Source organism: Nonomuraea insulae (assembly GCF_042656245.1).
Genome location: NZ_JBHSPA010000031.1, coordinates 155368 through 170260 on the forward strand (window position 1 = coordinate 155368; position 14893 = coordinate 170260).

General features: G+C 70.5%; 13 protein-coding genes. 6 read left to right on the forward strand and 7 right to left on the reverse strand.

Annotated elements, in window-relative coordinates:
• Positions 1–13: 13 nt before the first annotated feature.
• The 4 genes from ACFPZ3_RS27985 to ACFPZ3_RS28000 form a co-directional block, all read right to left on the reverse strand.
• Positions 14–469, reverse strand: coding sequence for a hypothetical protein (locus ACFPZ3_RS27985; RefSeq protein WP_379517219.1), 456 nt, complete (start codon positions 467–469; stop codon positions 14–16).
• A complete protein-coding gene (locus ACFPZ3_RS27990) occupies positions 453–1241 on the reverse strand; it encodes a PAS domain S-box protein (RefSeq protein WP_379517220.1) in 789 nt (262 codons plus the stop codon). The genes ACFPZ3_RS27985 and ACFPZ3_RS27990 overlap by 17 nt, the downstream gene beginning before the upstream one ends.
• Before the next feature lie 92 nt (positions 1242–1333).
• On the reverse strand, positions 1334–1948 hold the full coding sequence (locus ACFPZ3_RS27995) for a VOC family protein (RefSeq protein ID WP_379517221.1): 615 nt from the start codon (positions 1946–1948) through the stop codon (positions 1334–1336).
• Between the two features lie 58 nt (positions 1949–2006).
• Complete coding sequence (locus ACFPZ3_RS28000) at positions 2007–3932, reverse strand: ABC transporter ATP-binding protein/permease (protein WP_379517222.1); 1926 nt, start codon at positions 3930–3932, stop codon at positions 2007–2009.
• Between the two features lie 229 nt (positions 3933–4161).
• Here ACFPZ3_RS28000 and ACFPZ3_RS28005 point away from each other — a divergent pair, with 229 nt between their 5' ends.
• Positions 4162–5148: an LLM class flavin-dependent oxidoreductase gene (locus ACFPZ3_RS28005; RefSeq protein ID WP_379517223.1), complete on the forward strand. Its 987-nt coding sequence runs from the start codon at positions 4162–4164 to the stop codon at positions 5146–5148.
• 317 nt (positions 5149–5465) lie between these two features.
• Here ACFPZ3_RS28005 and ACFPZ3_RS28010 read toward each other — a convergent pair whose 3' ends face one another.
• Positions 5466–5828, reverse strand: a complete 363-nt coding sequence (locus ACFPZ3_RS28010) for a DsrE family protein (protein WP_379517224.1) — start codon at positions 5826–5828, stop codon at positions 5466–5468.
• 115 nt (positions 5829–5943) lie between these two features.
• Between ACFPZ3_RS28010 and ACFPZ3_RS28015 the strand changes: the two genes are divergently transcribed.
• On the forward strand, positions 5944–6633 hold the full coding sequence (locus tag ACFPZ3_RS28015; RefSeq protein WP_379517225.1) for a winged helix-turn-helix transcriptional regulator: 690 nt from the start codon (positions 5944–5946) through the stop codon (positions 6631–6633).
• Here ACFPZ3_RS28015 and ACFPZ3_RS28020 read toward each other — a convergent pair.
• Positions 6622–7773 carry a sensor histidine kinase gene (locus tag ACFPZ3_RS28020; protein WP_379517226.1) on the reverse strand — a complete coding sequence of 384 codons (1152 nt, stop codon included), beginning with the start codon at positions 7771–7773 and terminating at the stop codon, positions 6622–6624. The two genes, ACFPZ3_RS28015 and ACFPZ3_RS28020, sit on opposite strands and share 12 nt — an antisense overlap.
• Positions 7774–8120: 347 nt before the next feature.
• On the opposite strand from ACFPZ3_RS28020, the gene ACFPZ3_RS28025 reads away from it, so the two are divergent.
• Positions 8121–9350, forward strand: a complete 1230-nt coding sequence (locus tag ACFPZ3_RS28025; protein WP_379517227.1) for an MFS transporter — start codon at positions 8121–8123, stop codon at positions 9348–9350.
• A 64-nt stretch (positions 9351–9414) separates the two neighbouring features.
• On the opposite strand, the gene ACFPZ3_RS28030 is transcribed toward ACFPZ3_RS28025, so the two are convergent.
• Positions 9415–11496: an amylo-alpha-1,6-glucosidase gene (locus ACFPZ3_RS28030; RefSeq protein WP_379517228.1), complete on the reverse strand. Its 2082-nt coding sequence runs from the start codon at positions 11494–11496 to the stop codon at positions 9415–9417.
• A gap of 137 nt (positions 11497–11633) precedes the next feature.
• Here ACFPZ3_RS28030 and ACFPZ3_RS28035 point away from each other — a divergent pair, with 137 nt between their 5' ends.
• The 3 genes from ACFPZ3_RS28035 to ACFPZ3_RS28045 are packed head-to-tail and all read left to right on the forward strand — an operon-like array spanning position 11634 to position 14892.
• Positions 11634–12650, forward strand: coding sequence for a LacI family DNA-binding transcriptional regulator (locus ACFPZ3_RS28035; protein WP_379517229.1), 1017 nt, complete (start codon positions 11634–11636; stop codon positions 12648–12650).
• Positions 12651–12661: 11 nt separating this feature from the next.
• Entirely contained in the window at positions 12662–13888 is a 1227-nt protein-coding gene (locus tag ACFPZ3_RS28040) for a sugar ABC transporter substrate-binding protein (protein ID WP_379517230.1), read from the forward strand.
• Entirely contained in the window at positions 13888–14892 is a 1005-nt protein-coding gene (locus ACFPZ3_RS28045) for a carbohydrate ABC transporter permease (RefSeq protein ID WP_379517231.1), read from the forward strand. The genes ACFPZ3_RS28040 and ACFPZ3_RS28045 overlap by 1 nt, the downstream gene beginning before the upstream one ends.
• Position 14893 lies beyond the last annotated feature (1 nt).

Sequence of the window (14893 nt, forward strand, 5' to 3'; positions counted from 1 at the left end):
GGTGGCTTCTCCTTCATTCCTTCGGCGGATGCCGGAGCTGGTAGGGGCCGGTCGTCTCGGACGCGGGTGCGGGGGCCAGGCCGACTGACCTGAGTTGCGTGCGCAATGTGACGACCGTGCGTTCCAGGGCCCGGATCTGGGCCTGGAGACGGCCGATCTGATCGCGCATCGCGGTGGAGGAGCTCTGCTCGGTGGCCAGGTCCGTGTTCACCTGGGCGGCCTGAGTCTGCATCCGGGCGAGCTGTTTCTCCAGCTGGCTGAGCGCGTCTTCGTAGATCGTCTTGGCTCTCAGGAAGGCCTCGGCGTCGACTTTGGAGCGCTCCAGTTCGGCCTGGCGCTCGACCTGGAGCAGCGCGGTCTGCTGCGTCTTCTTGTTCGCGTCGGTGGCGGAGCGGAAGGCCATGTACGCCACGCCGAGCGGGACGATGCCCACGGCGATCTGGATGAGGATGTCAGTCAGGCTCGCCACCTCCCCTCACAGGCCGGATCACACCCGTGTAGGCGATCCCGTGCTCGTGATGCCAGGCGTTCACGGTCAGCGCGATGGGGAACTCGGTGCCGTCGCGCCGCAGGCCCACGAGCGGGATGATCCGCCCGGCCAGTTCGGAGCGGCCGGTCGAGCGCACCCGGGTCAGTCCGGCGGCATGCTGCTCGCGCAGGCGTGGCGGCATCAGAATCGTCAGCGGCCGGCCTACGGCCTCCTCGGTGCTCCATCCGAACAGGGTGGCGGCCTGGAGGTTCCACGACTGGATGATCCCGGCGGCGTCGGCGACCACGACGGCCGCCGCCGGGGGCAGGGTGCCGGGAAGCCGCCCCGGGGGTTGGGCGGCCTCCGGCCAGGTGGCGATCAGGGCGATCCAGCCGCCGAACGCCAGCCAGATCCCTCCTGCGACCCAGCCGCGCGGGTTGGCCCCGGTGAAGGTGGAGACCAGGTGCACCAGGCCGTACAGGATGAGCAGTGCGGTGGCGGAGGCGAACGCGACCCGGTCGGAGCGCATGAACATCTGCACCAGGCACAGGGCGCCGACGACGCACCAGACCAGAGCCCAGACGCTCAGCGGGACGATGGAGGCGAGCGCGGTGTAGCCCAGGCCCGCGCGCTGGGCGGGCGGCGCGAACGCGAGGGACGCGGCGATGACCTGCCCCAGTAAGCCGACGAAGGCGAGGGAGGCGCCGCGCCGTCCGATGCGGCGCAGGGCGCGGCGGACTAAGGCCGCTCTGACAACCTCTCCGTTACTCACGGTCGCTAGATTAATACATATAGTTAGCCTTGGATGGGTTTATCGGCGGCCCGTCGAAAACGTTTTTTCGGGGTTGGGGCGCGCCGGTCCGCCTACGAGCCGGTGAGCTCCCAGACGAAACCGTCCGGGTCGGTGAAGGGCCCGGTGTCGCCGCCGATGATGAGCCGGTGCGATCCGGTGCCGTCGGGAGCGACGCCGGCGACCTTGGCGAGGGCCCGGCGCTTGTAGAGCGACAGTTTGACGGGACTCGACGGGATGGCGAACTCGACGTACCTGCTGCCGTAGCTCTTCGCCACGGCGAGGCCGAGGTCGACGTAGAACCGCTTGGTCGCGGCCACGTCCGCGGCCCCCAGCTGGAGCACGATCTCGTCGATCTGCCGGGTGGCCGGGCCGGTGTCCTTCTTCGACGCGGAGGCGATCGTCCAGATCGTCCCGTCCGGGGCTTGCACGACACCGCCGTAGCCCCACAGCGACTTCGCGGCCGGCTTCAACGACGTGGCACCGGCGCCGAGTGCGGCGTCGATGAAGCCGTTGACGGTGGCCGGCTGGGACACGACGAGCGACAGCGTGAACCCGCGGAAGCCGGTCGTCGGCGCCTCCGAGGCCTGCGGGCGCACCGGGATGTCCGGACCGAAGACAGTGGTGTAGAAGAGGCTGGCCGCCGTGGGGTCGACCACCTCAAGGGTGACGCATTCGATGGAAGCCATAGGGGCCACGCTAAGTGCGGCATGGCCACCCGCGCTTCTCCGTTTCTGATCGATCCGGTCACGCCGGAGCGGGTTCCTGTTCGTCGTCTCCCAGCGGACCGAAGCGCCATTCGCCGCGGCCGAGCAGCTCGAGTTCGTGGGTGTGGTGCTGCTTGACCGTCGAGCGGTGGCTGACGCTGACGACGATGGTGTCGGGCAGCTCCGACCGCACCAGTCGATAGAGGATGAACTCCAGGTGCTCGTCCAGCGCCGAGGTCGACTCGTCGAGGAACGCCACCTTCGGTTTCGTCAGCAGGATCCGGGCGAACGCGATCCGCTGCTGTTCGCCGGGGGAAAGCACCTTGGCCCAGTCCTGCACCTCGTCGAGCCGGTCCACGAGGTGCGGCAGCATGACCTTGCGCAGGATGTCGCGCAGGCTCTCGTCATCGACGTCGCCCTCCTGGCCGGGATAGGTGACGACGGCGCGCAGGTCGCCCAGCGGCACGTAGGGCAGCTGCGACAGGAACATCGTCTCGTTGGGCCCGCACGGCCGGGTCAGCGTACCGGTGCTGAACGGCCACAACTCGGCGAGGCTACGCAACAGAGTGGTCTTGCCGGTGCCGGACGGCCCGGTGACGACCAACGTGTCCCCCACGTCCAGCCGCATGTCGAGCGGCCTGATCAACTGCCGTCCGTCAGGGGCACGGACCTCGACGGCGCTGAGCTGAACCGTCCCGTCGACGCAGGGCAGCGTCGTCACCTCCGGCAGCGCCCTGGCCTCCTCGTTGGCGACGACCAGACCGTGCAGCCGGATGATCGCCGCCCGGTATCCGGCGAAGGCGTCGTAGGCGTTCCTGAAGAAGGACAGGCCGCCCTGGATCTCGTTGAACACCGATGCCGACTGGGTGAGATCACCGAGGCGGATCTCGGCGGCGAACAGCCGCGGCGCCTGCAGCAGGTAGGGCAGGGGCACGATGCTCTGACTGATCGCGTAGTTCCAGGCGTTGAAGCCGATGGTCCTGTTCAGGTACCGCTTGTAGTTGGCGACGATGGGGGCGAACAGGCGCCGCAGCCCTGAGCGCTCCGCGATCTCGCCGCGGTAGAACGCGACCGCCTCCGCCGCGTCGCGCAGGCGTACCAGGGCGTAACGGAACGCCGCGTTGAACTTCTCGTTCCTGAAGGCCAGCCAGATGATCGGCCTGCCGATCCAGAACGCGATGACGGAGGCGATGAGGACGTAGACCAGCCCGATCCAGAACATCGCCTTGGGGAGCTCGACCCCGAAGAGGGACAGCGTGCCCGAGAGATGCCACAGGATCGCCGTGAAGGACACGATCGAGGCGACCGCGGAGATCCCGCCGAACAGCAGTGTGCTGGACGTCCCCCCGTTGCTCGGAAGGTTGGGCAGAGATCCGTATCCGGCGGTGACCAGGTCGATGTCGGACTGAATCCGCTGGTCCGGGTTGTCGATGGGGTCGTCGATGAACCGTGAGCGGTAGTAGGCCCTGCCGTCGAGCCAGTCCCCGGTCAGCCTGTCGGTGAGCCAGACGCGCCAGGCCAGCACGAACCGCTGGAGGAGGAACAGATCCAGCAGCAGCCGGACGATGTGTATCGCCGCCAGGACGCAGAAGATCCACAGGGACGTCCAGAAGCCGCGTTCGCCGGAGCCTTTCACCTGAGGGTCGTGGACGGCGATGCCCTGAACCGCGACCTGGAGGCTGGACAACATGTCGTTGCCCTGGTAGCTGAACAGCACGTCCAGGCGGACGCCGGTGATCACCGACAACAGCACGGCGCCGAGCCAGAGCCAGACCTTGACGCTCCCCGGGCCGCTGAAGTACGCGCCGGTGATGCGCCAGAATTGCCTGCCCCACGTCGTGAACAGGCCGATCAGCACGAGGATCGCCAAGGTGCACACCGCCGCGATCGCCCAGGCTTCGGCGATCCACACCAGTGATTTCCAGACCTCAGAGTCCCAGTCGAGCGTCGGGGTGAACAACTCCATTCCGGCAACGTATATGCACGGAGTGTGACGAGCATTGAACTCGTGCACATGTGTGGTTGCGCTTCTGCGCCCCACAGCAGCAGGCCGCACTTCGCCAATGATGTGGTGACTTATCGGCTTTTATAGTCGTTATAGGGGCTCGCCGAGACTCTTGTGGAACGTCGGGTGCACGGCCGGCGCCGGTGCCTGACGACCGCGAAGTGCCACGCGTATGATCACGGGGACTTTCATGATCTCATCGGTCTACCTGCTGATCCTCGGGGATCACCTGCCGGATCCTCATACCGGGAAAGCACCCTCCGAGCGGGATCGGATCCGCGCCATGGTCGACCAGGCGGTTGTGGCGGAAGAGGCCGGATTCACCGGCGTGGCCATCGGCGAGCACCACTTCACCCGCTACATCGTCTCCGCACCGGGTCTCCTGCTCGCCACGATCGCGGCCCGCACGACCACGCTGCGCCTTTCCACCGGCGTCACCCTGCTGGCCCACCACGACCCCGTGCGGGTCGCGGAAGAACTCGCCACTCTCGACGTGCTGTCCAACGGACGAGCCGAACTCATCGTGGCCCGCGGCGTGTCCAAGGAAACCGACGCCGCCTTCGGCATCGCACCCTCGGACTTGGCGCCGCGGTTCTACGAATACCTGCGTCTGCTGCTAAAACTGCTGCAGGAGAAGAACGTCTCCTGGCACGGTACGTTCCGCGGCCCGCTGGAGAACGTCACCACCACACCGCGCCCGATCCAGAAACCGCACCCGACGCTGTGGGTCGGCAGCGCGTCGGCGGCGTCCGCGGAATTCGCCGCCGAGCTGGGAATGCCGCTCATGTTGCCCAGCACCCTGCGCGACCCGAGCATTTACGTGGACGTCGTGGCCGACTATCGGCGGGACCGTCCCGGCCGGGTCGCTTTGCCCAGTCACGTGTTCGTCGCCGGGAACGGCGCGCGGGAACGGTGGCGGCCCTATCTGGAGGCGTACGCCTCGTTCGCCAGCCCGTGGCGTGGTGACGGCAAGGCGATCGACATCGACACGTTGATGGAGGGCGCGGCGATCTGCGGTGACCCCAGTGAGGTCGCCGATCGGCTCAACGCTCAGCGGAAGCTGCTGGGGCTTGACGCGCACCTGGTGCTGATCGACATCGGGGGCTTGCCCCGGGATGAGGTGCTCGCCGCGATCCGGCTGTTCGGCGAGAAGGTCATCCCCCAGCTCACCGCCTGACGGCGAGCGGCAGCGGCGACGGCGCCCACGTCCGATAGTCCCCGTCCACACTTCACGCTGGCCAAGCAGTACAACACCTTCGACGAGAAGGCCGTCGAGCAGGAGGCGCAGAAGTGGAAAGCCTGACCTCCGCAGGTCCGACCACCGGGGCCGGTCAGGTCACCACGGCGCTGCAGGTGCTCGGCTGCTCGCCCACGCCCGTCGGCCGCTCATCTGGGCGGGCGGCGGGGTGACGGGCGCGGGAGCGTCCGCCGAGCCGGCCGCGCTCGCCGAGGCGGCCGACGTGGTCCTCGCCGTAGGCACGCGCTTCCAGCCGGTCAGTAGCTGAACGTCGTCGCGCCGTCGCCGATCCAGCGCCACATCGGCACCGTGCCGCCGATCTCGGCCGACTTGATCAGCTGGGTCTCGTCGAGGCCCTTGGCGGTGAAGCAGAGCGGGCAGACCAGGAAGGTCCCGCCCGCGTTCTGGTATCGCTGGATCAGGTCGGGCAGCGGTGGGCAGCCCTCGCAGGCCGTTCCGACGGCGACGCCGTGCAACGCCAGCCGGACGGCCTCCTTGGTCAGGAACATCAGGGTCGGCCGGCCTTCCTCGGCCGCGCCCACGGCGACCAGGAACGCCACCGTGACCCGCTCGGAGTCCTCCAGACCGGTCGTCAGACTGATGACTGCTTTTCCGGACATCTGCTGCCTCCTCGAATGTGCCTGCTTCCGCTCACGAGACTGCGGGACACGCGTCCGGGGGCCTAGTACTTTTTTTGTAGTGGTACGGAGCCGGTGCCGCGGTGATGATGAGGCCATGAAGCGCTACGGTCAGTACTGCCCGGTCGCCCGAGCCGCCGAGGTCCTCGCCGAACGTTGGACCCTGCTCATCGTCCGCGAGCTGTTATGGGGTGAGGACCGGTTCAACGGCATCGCCCGCGGCCTGCCGGGGATGTCGCCGTCGTTGCTGGCGGCGCGACTGCGCGAGTTGCAGCACGCCGGCCTGGTGCGCCGCGACGTGATCGGCGGCGAGCCTCGCTACCTCCTCACGGAGGCCGGGAAGGAGCTGAACCCGCTCCTGGAGCTGATGGGCGCGTGGGCCGTGCGCTGGATGCACGAGATCCGCCCGGACGAGTTCGACCCCACGCTGCTGATGCTCCAGATCAAGCGGGAGTGCCGGCCGGCCCGCATGCCCGACAAGCCGGCCACGGTGCAGATCCAGTTCAAGGACGCGCTGGCCGGTCAGCGTCAATGGTGGCTCGTCCTGTCCCGATCCGGTGTCGACGCGTGCGACATCTACCCGGGCTTCCCGATCAACGTCTGGCTGGAGACCGAGGTGCCGACCCTGACCCGCATCTGGATGGGCGATCTGACCTGGTCGGCCGCGCTACGCGACGAGACGGTGCGCCTGACCGGCGACTCCGCCGCCTGCCACGCGTTGCCGCAGTGGCTGCACGGCAGCCCGTTCGCCGCCGTCGAACGGGCGGAGACGCCGCTACCCCGGTGACCGCGGCAGGTCCACGGTGATGTCGAGGCCGCCGCCGGCACGGGCGGCGACCGTGATCCGTCCCCGGTGGGCGAGGGTGACCGCGCGCACGATCGACAGCCCCAGCCCCAGGCCGTCGGTACGGACGCGGGTCCCCTGCCCGTGCACGAACGGTTCCACCAGCGTCCGCGCCTCCTCGGGCGCGATCTCCCGGCCGGAGTTGGAGATCCGCAGGACGGCGCGCCCACCCGCCGTACCCGTGTCGACGACCAGGTGCCCGCCCGTCCGGTTGTAGCGGACCGCGTTGTCGACCAGGTTGCCGATCATCCGTTCCAGCAGGACCGGCTCGCCGCTGACCGGTGCCGGCCGCAGCTCGGGTCGTACGGCAATGCCTGCGGCGGCCGCCCGCGCTCCGGCGGCGTCGAGGGCGGCGGTCGCAAGGGCGGCCAGGTCGGCCGGTTCCCGCGCTCGGAGCCCGGCCTGGCTGCGCGCCAGCAGCAGCAGCCCGTCCAGGACGCGCTGCATGTGCTCGACCGCGCCGCGGACGTCGCCGGCCATCGTGAGCAGCTCGGCGCGGCTGGGGTCTCCGTCCAGGGTGACGTCGATCGCGGTGCGCGCGGTGGTCAGCGGGGTGCGCAGCTCGTGGGCGGCGTTGGCGGTGAACAGCCGCTGGCTGTCCAGGACCCGGTCCCGTTCGGCGACGCCGCGCTGGATGCGGTCCAGCATCCCGTTGACCGTGACCGACAACGCGGACAGCTCGTCGGCGGGGGTGGTGACCGGCACCCGCTCGGTGAGGTTCTCGGCGGACAGCCGCCGCGCGGTGGCGGAGATCACCCGGATCGGCCGCAGCACCCGGCCGGCCACCAGCCAGCCCAGTACGGCGGCCAGCCCGGTCACCACGACGAGCGCCAGAGCGGCCTGGGGCAGCAGCGCGGACAGGGTGTCGGCCTGCACCCGGTCGGCGAGGTCGCGCAGCCCCTCGGCCCTCGGTGGCGTCAGCTCGAGCGTGCCCCGCGGGTCGGAGCCGCTCGGGTCCAGCTGGGTGTACAACGTGCGGCGCCGCGTCAGCAGGTAGGTCAGCCCGGTCAGCGCGGCGCCGGCGGCCAGCACCAGCGTGGTCTGCAGCAGCGCGAGCCTGGCCCGGGCGGTCAGCCGGACCATCCCTCAGCCGCCGGTCTCGTCTTCGACCAAGAGCACGCGCATCCAGGCAGTATCGCAACGCCCCCATATGGAACGCATATGGTCACCCGGGACTGGCCTGAGCATCGTCCGGAATGGGGGATCCGAACGGACACGCGCCCTCTGGACCCGGCCCGAGTCATACGCCTAAGCTCTACGCCGACAACGATCGATGTGAGACTTCTGCTCGGTGACGGAGCCCGGCGTGGGGTGAGCGTCCCCATTCCGCGCCGGCACTGGACGGTTCCAGGCGATGACCACGGGTCGGCACCTTCGGACGCCGACGACCCCGGGTGGTCCGCCCCGCCGGGCGGCGAAAGGGACGCGCCGTGCTTCCGGCGACCTACCGCATCCTGCTGCGTACCCCTGGTGCCGCGGCCTTCTTCTGCACCGCCGCCGCCGGCCGCGTCGGCATCGCGATGACCAGCCTCGGCCTCGTCTGGCTCATCCACGGCCGGACCGGCTCCTACGCCGTGGCCGGTCTGGTGACCGGCGCGTTCGCCGTCGCGGAGGCGCTGGCCGGGCCGCAGCTCGGCCGGCTGATCGACCGCTTCGGGCAGACCCGGGTGCTGCCGCCCGCGCTGCTCGCCCACGCCGTCGCGGTGGCCACGCTGCTGGCCCTGGTCACGCTCGGCAGCCCGGCGTGGCTGATGGCGGCGGCCGGGGTGGTGGCCGGCGCGACGATCCCGCAGCTCGGCGCGCTGTCCGCGGCCCGCTGGTCGGCCCTGCTGCGCGGCGGCCGGTCGGCCGAGCTGCCCGCCGCCTTCGCGCTGGAGTCGCTCGCGAACGGGCTGGCGTATCTGGCCGGTCCTGTCGTGGTCAGCGCGGTCGGGGCGGGCGGGCATCCGGCCATCGGCTCGGTGCTCGCGGCCGTCCTGGTGGTGGCGGGCGGGCTGGCGTTCGCCGCGCAGCGCCGCACCGCGCCTTCGACGGCGGCCGAGGCGCACGAGCGCCGCCGGGCGGGCCGGTCGTTGCTGCGGCCGGGATTCGCCGTGCTCGCCGGGCTTAGCCTCGCCATCGGCGTGTTCTTCGGCGCGATGCAGGTTTCGGTGGCGGCCTTCGCGGTCGAGCACGGAGCCCCCGCCGCCGCCGTCCCGCTCTATGCGGCGTCGAGCTGCGGCGGGCTGCTGGCCGGCTGGCTGTACGGGATGCGCCGGTGGCGCGCGGCGCCGCGGGTGCAACTGGCGCTCGGGACGTCCGCGCTGGCCATCGCCTGCCTGCCGCTGCTCGTGGCCGACTCGCTGCCGGGGATAGGGGTGGCGATCGCGCTGACCGGCACGACGATCCCGGCGATCCTGGTGGTCGCGGGGGTGATCACCGAGGCGACCGTGCACCGGCACGCGCTCACCCAGGCGTTCACCTGGCTGAACTCGGCGAGCGCGGCCGGCTCGGCCGTCGCGGCGGCGGCCTCCGGGCAGGCGGTGGACGCGATCGGGGCGTACGGCGGCTTCGCGATCGCCTCGGCGGCCACGGCCACGATGATGGTGCTGGCCCTGGCGGGAACGCGCGCACTGCACCTGCCAGGACAACCGAGACCAAGCCGTCCGTCCGCCAGGTGACCGGCACCGGGGCCTCGACTGTGGCCTCGACCACCTGGAAGACCCGGCCCTCCCTGGAGGGCCGTCACGGTCCGTCGATCACCAAGCCGGGTGGGAGACCCGTTGCCTCGGCCCGGCCCGAGCGGTCGATCGACACGGTGACCTCGGCTCCCGCCACGCGCAGGCCACGCACCGTAACGGCCCCGAGCGGGGCTCCCGCCAAGGGACGCAGCAGGACCTTGCCGCCCGGTACGTCCGGATACAGGCCCACAGCCGCGTGCAGCAGCGTCAGGGCGGCGGCGGCCGACCACGCCTGGGGGCGGCAGGCGGCCGGGTAGGCCACCGGGCGGCCGACGGTGTCCCGTGAGTCGCCCGCGTGCAGTTCGGGCAGGCGGTAGTCGAAGCCCTCCGCCGCCGCCAGGAGTCCCTGTGCCAGCTCCGCCGCCGGCCGGTGGTGACCGGTTCTGGCGAGGCCGGCGATGACGATGGCGGTGTCGTGCGACCAGACGGACCCGCAGTGGTAGGACAACGGGCTGAACGCGCCGTCATCGGCCGACATCGTACGGAGCCCGAAGCCGCCGGACATCGCCGGGGCGCCGAGGAGTTCCGCCACCCTCGCCTCCTCCCCCTGTGACAGCAGGCCCGTGCCGAGGAGGTGACCGATGTTGCTGGTCAACGAGTCGACCGGCTGTTTGTCCCGGTCGAGAGCCAGCGCGGGATAACCGTTGCCCGCGCCGACCCAGAAGTGGTCGCGGAAGCGGCCGGCCATCGTGCCCGCGTAGTCGAGCCACCGCCCGGCCCCCTCGCGGCCGAACGCCGCCAGCAGGGCGGCCCCCTGATGAGCGGCCGCGCAGGCGTAGCCCTGGACCTCCGCCAGCGCGATGGGCGGTTCCGCCTGGCGGCCGTCGCGAAAGCGGACGGCGTCGCCCGAGTCCTTCCACCCCTGGTTGGCCAGGCCGTGGCCGGTCGAGTCGATGTACTCCAGGAAGCCGTCCCCGTCCGGGTCAGCGTGGTCGCCGAGCCAGCCGAGCGCCGCCTCCAGGGCCGGGAGCAGGGGCTCGATCTGGGCGGCCGGCATGCCCCAGCGCCAGGCGTCGTGCAGCAGGCCGATCCAGAGCGGGGTGGCGTCGATGGTGCCGTAGTAGGCGGCGGGCAGCCGGAGCCGGCGGTGGCCGTGCTCGTGGCGGCGCAGCTCGTGCATGATCTTGCCGGGGGCCTCGCCCGAGGCCGGGTCGACGTGGGTGCCCTGCCGTCTGGCCAGCACGCGCAGGGTGCTCGCGGCCAGGTCGGTGCCCAGTGGCAGGAGCATCCTGGCGGCCCAGAGGCTGTCGCGCCCGAACAGCGTCAGGAACCACGGCACCCCCGCGCCCAGGAACGTCTCCTCCGGCTCGCCGCTCTCCGCCAGCCGGAGGGAGCGCAGGTCTTCGAGAGAGCGGGCCGCCAGCCGTACCAGGCGGGCGTCGTCGGCCGTCACCTGGGGGACGCTCCACTCCAGCGGCTTGGACGGCGCGGTGACCACCGCGCCGGGGTCCTCGATCACGACGGACCACCGCAGCGTGACACGCTCGCCGGGCGCGAGCGAGATCTCCCAGCGCAACCGTCCGCCCACCGCGGGCGAGGCTGCCGCCGGGTCGTGCGCTTCCGCCGTCGCGTTCTCGCCGGTCGCCCGTACGCGGACGCGGCCGGACCGCCACTCCAGGGACCCGTCGCCGGCGGCCGAGGCGGGGGCCGGGGCGGCTGTGCCGCCGGACTTCACCAGGTCGATCGAGGCGAAGTCGCAGCTCAGGTCCAGGGTGACGGTGGCCGACACCGGGTGTGTCGCGGTGGAGGCGATCTCGATGAGCTCCGCCATCCGTCCGGGGGCGACCTCGCGGGTGCGGTCGACGCGGACCGTGGGGTCGGCGATCCGGTCGCCCAGCCAGCGGACCACGGACACGAACCTGGTGCGGCCCGCGGCCTGGTCGGCGTGGCCCACCGCCTCCGGCTCCCTGCCGTCCACGGCCAGCGTGACCTGCGACAACGCCCGCGCGTCCGCGTGGAACAGGCCCTGGACCCCGGCGGCCCTGATCTGCCCGTCGGCGCCGCTCAGCGCGGTCGTCGGTGCCAGTACGGTGCTGACGAGGTCGTGCAACAGCGGTTGCAGGCGGTGCGTGGCTTGGTCGAGCACAAGCGGCCCCCGAATCTTGACAGGCGGATCGTCCAGGAGAGATAGTGCGTAACACTCAGTTAACTTGAACGATCCAATCCTGCCATACTTCGATTTGAACGTTCAAACCATTAGAAAGCGACATGATGCCCGAAAAGGTGACGATTGCCGACGTCGCACGGCGGGCCAGTGTCTCCCGGCAGACCGTCTCGAACGTACTGAACTCCCCCGGCCTCGTCCGCGAGGAGACCCGCGAGCGCGTACGGCAGGCGGTCGAGGAGCTCGGCTACCGGGTGAACCAGGCCGCTCGGCGCATGCGGACCGGCCGGTCGCGCCTGCTGGCCGTCCGGATCGAGCAGACCCAGGATGGCATGAACGTGTTCGACCGGTTCCTGCACGGGCTGACCAGGTCGGCGGCCAAGGCGGGATATCGGGTGATCCTTTACACGGCCGACGACGACCGGTCGGAGATCGCCACGTTCGACGACCTGCTCGGGGCGTACGAACCGGATGCGTTCGTGCTGACCAGCACGCATTACGGCGATGTGCGCACCTCGTGGCTCGCCGAGCGGGAGCTGGCGTTCGTCACCTTCGGGCGGCCGTGGGGCTCGCCGGAGGGCGACGCCCACCCGTGGGTGGATGTGGACGGCGCGGCGGGGACGGCCGCCGCCACCCGGCACCTGCTCGACGCGGGTCACCGGCGGATCGGGTTCATCGGCTGGCCCGAGGGATCCGGCGTGGGCGACGACCGCAGGAACGGCTGGACCCGGGCGCTCGAAGACGCGGGTCCGACGACGCACCCGAAGCTCGAAGACGCGAGCCTGATGCGGCGTGCGAACCTCCAGGACGCGGGCGGGCTGGAGCGGCGGACCGATGGGTCGGCGGCCGAGGGTGAGGCGGCGGCGAGGGAGCTGATCGCCGCCGGCGCCACCGCCCTCGTGTGCGTGAGCGACTCCGTCGCCCTGGGCGCTTTGCAGGCCGGGCCGGTGCCCGTGATCGGGTTCGACGACACGCCGGTGGCGGCCGCGATCGGCCTGACCAGCCTCAGCCAGCCGCTGTCGGACGCCGCCGCGCGCTGCGTCCGCGTATTGACGCGACTCCTCGACGACGACAGCCCGGACAAGCCGGATCACGTGCTGCTTGAGCCTTCCCTGGTCATCCGGCGTACAGCGTGAAAGGACACGCGATGAAACTCCTCCCCCTGGCGGCAATCGCCGCACTGGCGCTGGCCGCGACCGCGTGCGGCAGCGGCTTCGACGACAAACCGGCGGCCGCGCCGCAGAGCAGCGGCCCCGCCTCGCTGCGGATCCTCATCGCCTCCTCGGGCGATCCGGAGACGACCGCGGTCAAGCAGGCCGCGGACGCGTGGGCGAAGGCGAGCGGCAACCAAGCCACGGTCACCCCGGCGCAGGACATCCACCAGCAGCTCGGCCAGGCGTTCGCCGGCGGCACCCCGCCCGACGTCTTCTACGTGGACGCCGCGCGGTTCGCCGACTACGCCAGCGTCGGCGCGCTGGAGCCGTACGGGGACAAGATCTCGAACCCGGACGACTTCTACCCGAGCCTGCGCACCACGTTCACCCGGGACGGCACGTTCTACTGCGCGCCGAAGGACTTCTCCACGCTGGCGCTGATCGTCAACGACGGCCTGTGGAAGAAGGCGGGCCTGGCGGCGTCCGACGTGCCGACCACCTGGGAACAACTCACCGAGGTGGCCGGCAAGCTCAAGGCCAAGGACATCACCCCCCTGGCGATCGGCGAAACCCGCGACCGGATCGGCGTGTTCATGGTGCAGGCCGGCGGCTGGATCACCAGCGCCGACGGCAAGCAGGCCACCGGTGACAGCCCCGAGAACCTCAAGGCCCTGGAGTACGTCAAGACGCTGCTCAAGGACAAGCTGGCCGAATACCCCAAGCAGCTCGGCGCGTCGTGGCCCGGCGAGGCGTTCGGCAAGGGCAAGGCCGCGATGACGATCGAGGGCAACTGGATCAAGGGCGCGCTGAAGGCCGACTACCCGGACATCCAGTACACGGCCCACCCGCTGCCCGCCGGGGCCGAGCAGGGCACGCTGTCGTTCACGAACTGCTGGGGCATCGCGGCCAAGAGCGCCAACAAGACGGCGGCGATCGCCTTCGTCGAGGCGATGACCAAGGCCGACCAGCAGCTCACGTTCGCCAAGGCGTTCGGGGTCATGCCGTCGCGGCAGTCGGCCAAGGACGCCTACATCAAGGAGTTCCCCGCCGACACGGCGTTCGTGGACGGCGCCGCCTACGCCCAGGGCCCGGTGAACGCCGCCAAGATGGACAGCGTCCTGGCCGACTTCGACGCGGGGCTCCAGGAGCTCACCTCGCAGGACCCGAAGGCGCTGCTGGCCAGGCTGCAGAAGAACACGCAGTCCGCGCTGGGCGACTGATGCGCCGGGGCCGTGCCAGGGACGACGCGACGGGATGGCTGTTCGTCGCGCCGGTCGTGGTGATCCTCGGGGTGTTCCTGCTGCTGCCGATCCTGATGGCGATGTGGGTCAGCCTCACCTCGTGGAACGGCCAGGGCAGCCCGTTCAAGAGCGGCGTGCCGTTCGTCGGGCTGGACAACTACAGCCGGTTGTTCACCCGGGACGACCTGGCCCGCGAGAACTTCATGATCAGCATTAGGAACAACGTCTACTACGTGGCGATCGTCGTGCCGCTGCAGACGGCGCTGGCGCTGGGCCTGGCCCTGATCGTGAACAGCCGTCTGCTCAAGGGCAAGTCGTTCTTCAGGAGCGCGTTCTACTTCCCGTCGGTCACCAGTTCGGTGGCGATCAGCGTGGTGTTCCTGTTCATCTTCAGCAACACGGGGGCGCTCACGCAGTTGCTCGGCTTCTTCGGCATCCAGGGGCCGCAGTGGTTCTCCGACGCCAGAGGGGTTCTGCACCTGCTGCTCGGCATGGACACGCCGCCGGCGGCGCTCGCCGGGGCAGGGCCGTTCGGCCTGTCGTGGTGGGAGTGGCTGTCGGGGCCGAGCGTGGCGATGTGCGCGATCATCGCGCTGGTCGTGTGGACGACGTCGGGCACGTTCATGCTGATGTTCCTGGCGGCGCTGCAGGACGTCCCGGTGACGCTGGAGGAGGCGGCCACGCTCGACGGGGCCGGACGGTGGCAGCGGTTCCGGTACGTGACGCTGCCGATGCTCAGGCCGACGATGTTCCTGGTGCTGACGCTCGGGCTGATCGGGAGCTGGCAGGTGTTCGACCAGATCTACGTCATGAGCAAGGGCGATCCGGCCAAGACCACGCTGACCCCGGCGTTCCTGTCGTACCGGACGGCGTTCCGCGATTTCGACTACGGGGCCGGGACGGCGATCTCGTTCGTGTTGTTCCTCATCATCGTGCTGCTGACGCTGTTCCAGCGCCGCGTAATGCGGGAGAGGAGGAGCTGAG

Coding starts and splice junctions, on each gene's coding strand:
- ACFPZ3_RS28010 (WP_379517224.1), bottom strand. CDS start 5,828: ATGTCCGGAAAAGCAGTCATCAGTCTGACGACCGGTCTGGAGGACTCC.
- ACFPZ3_RS27995 (WP_379517221.1), bottom strand. CDS start 1,948: ATGGCTTCCATCGAATGCGTCACCCTTGAGGTGGTCGACCCCACGGCG.
- ACFPZ3_RS28020 (WP_379517226.1), bottom strand. CDS start 7,773: ATGGTCCGGCTGACCGCCCGGGCCAGGCTCGCGCTGCTGCAGACCACG.
- ACFPZ3_RS28000 (WP_379517222.1), bottom strand. CDS start 3,932: ATGGAGTTGTTCACCCCGACGCTCGACTGGGACTCTGAGGTCTGGAAA.
- ACFPZ3_RS28005 (WP_379517223.1), top strand. CDS start 4,162: ATGATCTCATCGGTCTACCTGCTGATCCTCGGGGATCACCTGCCGGAT.
- ACFPZ3_RS28015 (WP_379517225.1), top strand. CDS start 5,944: ATGAAGCGCTACGGTCAGTACTGCCCGGTCGCCCGAGCCGCCGAGGTC.
- ACFPZ3_RS28040 (WP_379517230.1), top strand. CDS start 12,662: ATGAAACTCCTCCCCCTGGCGGCAATCGCCGCACTGGCGCTGGCCGCG.
- ACFPZ3_RS28045 (WP_379517231.1), top strand. CDS start 13,888: ATGCGCCGGGGCCGTGCCAGGGACGACGCGACGGGATGGCTGTTCGTC.